Annotated in this window: 7 protein-coding genes and 4 tRNA genes; 4 read left to right on the top strand and 7 right to left on the bottom strand. The window is 48.6% G+C overall.

Annotated elements, in window-relative coordinates; genetic code table 11:
- The 5 genes from L6J37_RS21025 to L6J37_RS21005 form a co-directional block, all read right to left on the bottom strand.
- The coding region (locus L6J37_RS21025) for a GTP-binding protein (RefSeq protein ID WP_237796485.1) at nt 1-594 on the bottom strand (594 nt) is incomplete at its 3' end.
- A gap of 106 nt (nt 595-700) precedes the next feature.
- Nucleotides 701-776: transfer RNA gene (locus tag L6J37_RS21020), tRNA-Thr, on the bottom strand.
- A gap of 12 nt (nt 777-788) precedes the next feature.
- A tRNA-Gly gene (locus L6J37_RS21015) sits at nt 789-863 on the bottom strand.
- Nucleotides 864-901: 38 nt separating this feature from the next.
- Nucleotides 902-986, bottom strand: a tRNA-Tyr gene (locus L6J37_RS21010).
- Nucleotides 987-992: 6 nt separating this feature from the next.
- A tRNA-Thr gene (locus tag L6J37_RS21005) sits at nt 993-1,068 on the bottom strand.
- Nucleotides 1,069-1,276: 208 nt separating this feature from the next.
- Here L6J37_RS21005 and coaA point away from each other — a divergent pair.
- A complete protein-coding gene (gene coaA / locus L6J37_RS21000) occupies nt 1,277-2,215 on the top strand; it encodes a type I pantothenate kinase (protein ID WP_192017819.1) in 939 nt (312 codons plus the stop codon).
- 31 nt (nt 2,216-2,246) lie between these two features.
- Here coaA and birA read toward each other — a convergent pair whose 3' ends face one another.
- The gene (gene birA / locus L6J37_RS20995; protein ID WP_237796483.1) at nt 2,247-3,212 is read right to left on the bottom strand and encodes a bifunctional biotin--[acetyl-CoA-carboxylase] ligase/biotin operon repressor BirA; all 966 of its coding nucleotides are present in this window, start codon (nt 3,210-3,212) and stop codon (nt 2,247-2,249) included.
- The gene (gene murB / locus L6J37_RS20990) at nt 3,209-4,246 is read right to left on the bottom strand and encodes a UDP-N-acetylmuramate dehydrogenase (protein ID WP_237796480.1); all 1,038 of its coding nucleotides are present in this window, start codon (nt 4,244-4,246) and stop codon (nt 3,209-3,211) included. Before murB ends, birA begins: the two co-directional genes overlap by 4 nt.
- A gap of 73 nt (nt 4,247-4,319) precedes the next feature.
- Between murB and L6J37_RS20985 the strand changes: the two genes are divergently transcribed.
- The 3 genes from L6J37_RS20985 (at nt 4,320) to L6J37_RS20975 (ending at nt 6,897) form a co-directional block, all read left to right on the top strand.
- Nucleotides 4,320-4,763 carry a GNAT family N-acetyltransferase gene (locus L6J37_RS20985; protein WP_237796478.1) on the top strand — a complete coding sequence of 148 codons (444 nt, stop codon included), beginning with the start codon at nt 4,320-4,322 and terminating at the stop codon, nt 4,761-4,763.
- Nucleotides 4,764-4,883: 120 nt separating this feature from the next.
- Nucleotides 4,884-6,233, top strand: a complete 1,350-nt coding sequence (gene pssA, locus L6J37_RS20980) for a CDP-diacylglycerol--serine O-phosphatidyltransferase (RefSeq protein WP_237796476.1) — start codon at nt 4,884-4,886, stop codon at nt 6,231-6,233.
- A gap of 10 nt (nt 6,234-6,243) precedes the next feature.
- Nucleotides 6,244-6,897: a nicotinamidase gene (locus L6J37_RS20975; protein ID WP_192017824.1), complete on the top strand. Its 654-nt coding sequence runs from the start codon at nt 6,244-6,246 to the stop codon at nt 6,895-6,897.
- The last annotated feature ends 380 nt before the right edge of the window (nt 6,898-7,277 follow it).

The raw sequence follows: 7,277 nt of genomic DNA, 5'->3' as shown, positions 1-7,277 counted from the left end.
AGAATCCAGTGCTTCAGCCAGCTCAACAATTTTCTCTTCCCACTGAGCTTCACCGTTCAGTGCACCCAGAGCAGAACCTTGGATCACTGGGCAGTCATCACCTGGGAAGTCGTACTCAGACAGAAGTTCACGCACTTCCATCTCAACCAGCTCCAGCAGCTCTTCGTCATCAACCATGTCACACTTGTTCATGAACACGATGATGTAAGGGATACCAACCTGACGACCCAGCAGGATGTGCTCACGTGTTTGTGGCATTGGGCCATCAGTCGCAGCAACAACCAGAATACCACCGTCCATCTGAGCAGCACCGGTGATCATGTTTTTCACGTAGTCGGCGTGTCCTGGGCAGTCTACGTGTGCGTAGTGGCGAGAAGGAGTATCGTACTCTACGTGAGAAGTAGAGATAGTGATACCACGCTCACGCTCTTCTGGCGCATTATCGATAGATGCGAAGTCACGCGCAGAACCGCCGTATACTTTAGACAGTACAGTACAGATAGCAGCAGTCAGAGTAGTTTTACCGTGGTCAACGTGGCCGATAGTACCAACGTTAACGTGCGGTTTCGTACGTTCAAATTTTTCTTTAGACATGGGTAGTCCCTCTAGGCACGGTATTTAGGTGGTATAACGACCACACAACCAATCATGGGTTTTGTAGAGTATATATCAAAAGGATTGAAGTGCTTCGGAGAGAGAGTGGTGCTGATAGGCGGATTTGAACCGCCGACCTCACCCTTACCAAGGGTGCGCTCTACCAACTGAGCTATATCAGCACACGAGAAATGTGGAGCGGGCAGCGGGAATCGAACCCGCATCATCAGCTTGGAAGGCTGAGGTAATAGCCATTATACGATGCCCGCAAACTCGTAACTCGTAGAGCTATTCAACCATTTGAATATGGTGGAGGGAGAAGGATTCGAACCTTCGAAGGCGGAGCCGTCAGATTTACAGTCTGATCCCTTTGGCCACTCGGGAATCCCTCCAAATTTTGGTGCCGACTACCGGAATCGAACTGGTGACCTACTGATTACAAGTCAGTTGCTCTACCTACTGAGCTAAGTCGGCGTAATTGCTGCGCATTCTATGCGATGGTTTTTGGGGTTGCAATAGGTAAATACAAAAAAAATTATAATGGCCGCTTTAATGTACATTTCTTAATCAAACAAGGGACTATGCTGACATAATTCTTCAAAAGGAGAAATCACGGCCTCTTTCACTTCCTCTATTGATCCTGTATTGTCCCAATCCCTGTAAATGAGATTTTGGTTACAAGATGAACGAGATCCTAACCCCCTATCTTACTTTTGACCGGCAGGCCTGGGCTGATTTACGCAAGTCAGTGCCAATGACGCTGGACGAAGCTGATCTCGAACGTCTTCGCGGTATCAATGAGCATTTGTCGATGGATGAAGTCCGCGATATATATTTGCCTTTGTCGCGCTTACTCAATCTTTATGTCGGTGCACGCAAGGGCCGAAACCGCGTTTTGGAAGAGTTCCTGTCTCAGCCCAAACCAAGCACAGTGCCTTACATCATAGGTATTGCTGGCAGTGTCGCTGTCGGCAAAAGCACCACTGCGCGTCTGCTCAAAGCCCTGCTGACCCGATGGCCGGAACACCCTAAGGTGGAATTAATCACTACTGATGGCTTCCTCTATCCAAATAATGTGCTGATGGAAAGAAATCTGATGAAAAAGAAAGGATTTCCTCAGTCTTACGATATTCGGCGTTTGGTTGAGTTTCTGACCGATGTGAAGTCAGGTAAGCTTCAGGTGGATGCCCCTGTGTATTCTCATTTATTTTACGATATTACTGATGAAATAAAGACGGTAGAGCAACCGGACATCCTGATCATTGAAGGGCTGAATGTGTTACAGAGCGGCATGGATTACCCTCATGAACCGCATCGGGTCTTTATTTCTGATTTGCTCGACTTTTCCATTTATGTCGATGCCGAACCGGATTTACTACAAACTTGGTACATAGAACGTTTTCTGAAATTCCGTCAGGGTGCTTTTAAAGATCCATCATCCTATTTTAATCATTACACCAAACTGACCGAATCAGAAGCGGTGAAAACGGCGACCAATATTTGGCAGGAGATTAATGGTAAAAACTTGCGGGAGAACATTCTGCCGACGCGCGAGCGTGCCAGTCTTATCCTGCAAAAAAGCTCTAACCATGCAGTGCAGACCGTCAAACTCAGAAAGTAAGTATCCCGCTCGCTTTAGATAGCCCTTGAGCTTAATCGTCTTTACGCAAAGAGATCTCACCACCCAGATACGGCATCTTCCCCTGCTCCGTTTCCAGCATCAGCGCCCCTTGGGGGTTAATACCACAGGCGACGCCCCGGATGACTTTGTCCCCGATCAACAGCTTCACCGGCCGGCCAAGGAAATTGTCATACTGGTCCCACTCATCGACAAAACCCGCCATGCCAACCTCTTCATAGCGCAGCAGAGTTTCCGTCACCCCCTCAATGATGGCTGCCGCCAACTGATTACGGCCAGGCATAGGGTCGCAAGCTTCAGCCAGATTAGACCAAGGTTGCCCCACTGTTTCGGTATCTGTATTAGACATGGTGAGATTCAGCCCCATACCAATGACTAAATGCGCAGCATCTCCGGCTTTACCGCTCATTTCTACCAGAATACCCGCCAGCTTTTTGTCCTGATAATAGAGGTCATTGGGCCATTTCACCTTAATCTCCGCCGCACCCAGCTTCTGCAATGTTTTCGCCACAGCCAAACCAACGACCAGGCTCAGCCCCATCGCAGCAGCAACACCGGCATCCAAGCGCCAGTACATTGACAAATACAGGTTGCTGCCAAACGGAGAGAGCCATTGCCGCCCACGGCGCCCGCGCCCGGCCTGCTGGTACTCAGCCACACAAACTGCGCCTTTGGGTAACTGGCCTATGCGATCCAACATATATTGATTGGTTGAATCAATCACCGGGATCAATGCCAGTGACGGACAATCAACCTGAGTCTGGATAAGGTGCTCATCCAATAAATCAAACCCGGCAGCCAGGCAGTAACCTTTGCCCTGGACCCGATGAATATCAAGGCCCCACTCCTGAATCCCTTTGATATGTTTGCTGATTGCTGCGCGAGAAATCCCCAGCGCCTCGCCCAGTGCTTCACCGGAGTGAAACTGACCATCGGTCAAAAACCGGATCAGCGCCAGCTTGGTTGTGTGTTCTTTCATGGCATCACCTTATCCAGTGTGGTTTCTCCGTCAGACGCCATAAAGCGCACCTCATGCTCTAATGTGACACCAAAACGCGATTTGACCGTGTCGACGATATAGCGCGCCAATTTCAGTACATCCTCAGGGCTGGCCGTGCCGAGGTTTACAATCACTAGCGCCTGCTGCTGGTGTACGGCTGCTTCGCCAACCTTATGGCCTTTCAGTCCGCATTGATCTATCAACCACCCGGCGGCCAATTTAAACCGGCCGCCTGCTGCGGGGTAACAAGGGACAGACGGAAATTCAGCCGCCAGCTTCTGATAGGTACTTTCTGATACCACGGGGTTTTTGAAGAAGCTGCCGGCATTACCAAGCACCGCCGGGTCCGGCAGCTTAGCCTGCCGAGTCGCACAAACCTGTATCAGGATGTCGCGAGCTGTGACAGTAGCAGGATCCAGGTTCGCCAGCGGCCCATAGCTCGTATTTGGCTGCCAGTCCTTACTCAGACGAAGGCCGACCGCAACTATGATATGACTGTCTTTCAATTCGTGCTTAAAAATAGAATCACGGTAGTCAAAGCGGCACGCTTCCGCCGTTAAGCGTACGACATCACCACTTTTTCGCTCCATCACATCAACGTATTCGCAGATATCCTGAAGCTCAACCCCGTAAGCCCCAATATTCTGTATAGGTGCAGATCCTGCGCAACCAGGAATCAGGGCCAGGTTTTCCAGGCCAGGCATCTCTTGCTCAACCGTCCAGCACACCAACTGATGCCAGTTTTCACCTGCCCCCACATGGAGATGGTAAGCAACATCGGTTTCATGAACTTGAATGCCCATGATCCGATTCAGTATGACAGTTCCGTTATAGTCTTCACAAAACAGCAAGTTACTCCCTTGCCCCACCACAAGAGCAGGAGCCCCTGTCGCATCACTGGACAGCAGCGTTTTCAGCTCGTCCACCGATCTAATGGTCACAACCTGAGAGGCTGTTACACTCAAGCCAAATGTGTGCAATGAAGCCAGTGAATGGCGATGCAAAACTTCCATACCAAATTCAAACCGTCGCTTTATACTGGAGGCCGCATTCTAACTGATCACACATAGCGACGCAGTTAATTCCATGACAGATTTAACGAAAACAACACTTAGCTTCCATCCTTTGGAACCTCTTCGCCTTCCTTTGGTCAATCGTCTGTACAAGGCGCATTATCCTGCGGGTAAAGCCAAGAAGGACGAAATCATCTGGATCGGAGAAACCGCTACGTCCATCGAGGCCGTTGTCCGTTTCCAGCAATATGACGATTTTCAATTAATGACAGGCATGCTGGTTGCGCCGCAATTGAGACAACAGGGCTTTGGCCTCGCGTTATTGAACGCTTGCCATTTGCAACTTATGGCTAAGCCCTGTTACTGTTTTGCATTCAGCCACCTTGAGTCACTGTACTTAAAAGCGCAGTTTTCGGTCATTGCGGATGATGCGCTACCGCTTTCTCTTGCTCATCGAATTGAACGCTACAGAGTTGGTGGAAAAGCGCTCACTCCTATGCTATATCAGGCCAGTTGACCCAACCTGCCTCCCAAGCTCATTAATTGGATCGGCCCGGTCGCTTTACCAGCACTAAAATCTGGTATAATTAGCCCCCAATTTTTAGATTTATCATATAAATCGCGGAACGAGGCGATAATGGATTCAGCTACTGCAAATAGGCAGCTCATAGATCAGCTACCACGTATTGCACATCAGCCGGAAGATATAGAAACACTGCTAGATGCCGGTGCCTTTCGTGAACGTTTGCATCAGGAAATAGCCAGTGCAACCAAGCGTATTTATCTGGTCGCATTGTACCTGCAAGACGACGAGGCGGGTCGCAGTATTCTTCAAGCATTGTATAATGCAAAACAGCTACGTCCCGAACTGGACATTAAAGTACTCGTCGATTGGCACCGAGCTCAGCGTGGATTGATAGGTGCAGAAAAATCGGAGGGTAATGCAGCGCTCTACCGTGAGTTTGCCCAGTCCTACCAACATAAGATTGAAGTGTTGGGAGTGCCCGTTCGCAATCGTGAAGTCTTTGGTGTACTCCACCTCAAAGGCTTTATCATTGACAATACTGTCATATATAGCGGCGCCAGCCTGAATGATGTCTATCTGGCTCAACATCAACGTTACCGCTACGACAGATATCATGTATTGAAAAACACCAAACTGGCTGACAGCATGGCCCACTTTGTTCAGCGCACGCTGGTCGACAGTGAAGCGGTGAATTGCCTCAATCAGCAGACCCGGCCGGAAACGAAAATCTTACGCAATGCTATCAAGCAATTGCGCCTGGAATTACAGCGCGCAAGCTATTATTTTGATCCTGAGCCTATCGCTAATGATCAGGTTGGCCTCACCCCCATTGTTGGCCTTGGCCGTCGTAAGAACAATCTGAATAAGTACATTTGTACCCTGATCGCCAGTGCTAAACATGAGCTGACGATCTGCACCCCTTATTTCAACTTTCCCCGCAGCGTAAGCCGGGAAGTGAAACGGGCTTTACGTCGCGGTGTAAAGATCACTCTGATTGTCGGTGATAAAACCGCTAATGATTTTTACATTCCGCCCAGCGAACCGTTCAGAACCATCGCAGGATTACCTTACTTATATGAGGTAAATTTGCGTAGTTTTGCCAAACACAACGAGGCCGCTATCGCCCGCCGTCAGCTGGCTATTCATATTTGGAAACACGACGACAATAGCTTCCACCTGAAAGGAATCTGGGTTGATCGCCAATACATGCTCATTACCGGCAATAACCTTAATCCGCGCGCATGGAAACTGGATTTAGAGAACGCCATTCTGGTACACGACAAACATGAGCTGTTAGCAGAGCAAAAGCAGCAGGAACTCAGTGCCATTTTGCGACATACTCAATTAATGGGCAGCTATAAATTTATTGATAAAGTCGACAGCTACCCGCTACCGGTAAGGCGCTTGATCAAGCGTATACGCCGTCTGAAAGCAGATCATATTCTGAATCAGATTCTGTAAGGAGAGTGTCATGGCTATTGCAGCAATCGATGTGGATGTGCAGCAAACCTTTACTCCACTTTGTCCTGATGAACTGCCTGTTCCTGAAGGCCATCATATTGCTCAGGCCTTAAATCAACAGGCCAAATTAGCAACCTGGCGTATTTTGACAAAAGATGCGCACCCGGAGAATGCTGTGTGGATCGTTGATAGCCATGACAATATGTTCCAACCATTATCACACCCTAATGCTGATTTGACCTGGGTCAAACACGCCGTCCCGGGCAGTAAGGGCTTTGAAGTGATACCTGGGCTTCCCAAAGTAACTGAGTATGACCACGTCATCTGGAAAGGGATAGAGCCAGATCTTCATCCTTACGGCGCTTGTTTCCACGATCTTGAAGAAAAGCTCAGTACCGGACTGATCGAGTGGCTACATCACAAAGGTGTCGCCACTGTCATTATTGGCGGCCTCGCAACAGATTACTGCGTTAAAACAACAGCCTTACAACTTCAGGCAACCAAATCCTTTAAAGTCATTGTCAATTTATCTGCGTGCCGGGGCATTTCACCTGACACCATTGCCGAGAGTTGCAATCAAATGCAATCCGCAGGTATTTTTTTGGCAAGCAATTTAGACGATGTAAAGCGGTTATGTTTTGCTGACAGTAATATCCTACCCTGATGTAACGGCTCTCTGAACCGAGTTCGCAGCAAAGTGTTCAACCCCTTCAACTCATCCTTCAAATTGTTCGTAATCCAAACATCTACCTACTTCGAATAGCTTTGAGGAATTCTGCAATCGCAGATCGGCTATGGCCACAAACAAAGTAGAGCCGAGTCAAAAGCCTGATACGCTTTCTGGTATTGGTTTCTGCATTTGCGAGCGGTTTAAACTCATAAGAGGAGATCTTGCAAACGCCAGATCGCAAAAAACCAGCCATTGCTGACTGGTTTGCTCTAATAATACCATTCTAAGTAAGAATATGATCTAACTGAGGCTTCTCTTTCAGGTGGCCAAATCGCTATGGATAGCCTCAATAACATTGACTTCAAAAAGCTGGA

It is taken from the genome of Photobacterium sp. WH77 (assembly GCF_022014395.1).
Taxonomy (GTDB): Bacteria; Pseudomonadota; Gammaproteobacteria; order Enterobacterales; family Vibrionaceae; genus Photobacterium; species Photobacterium arenosum.
The sequence above is the reverse complement of the archived record's forward strand: the minus strand, read 5'-3'. Positions and strand labels throughout refer to the sequence as shown.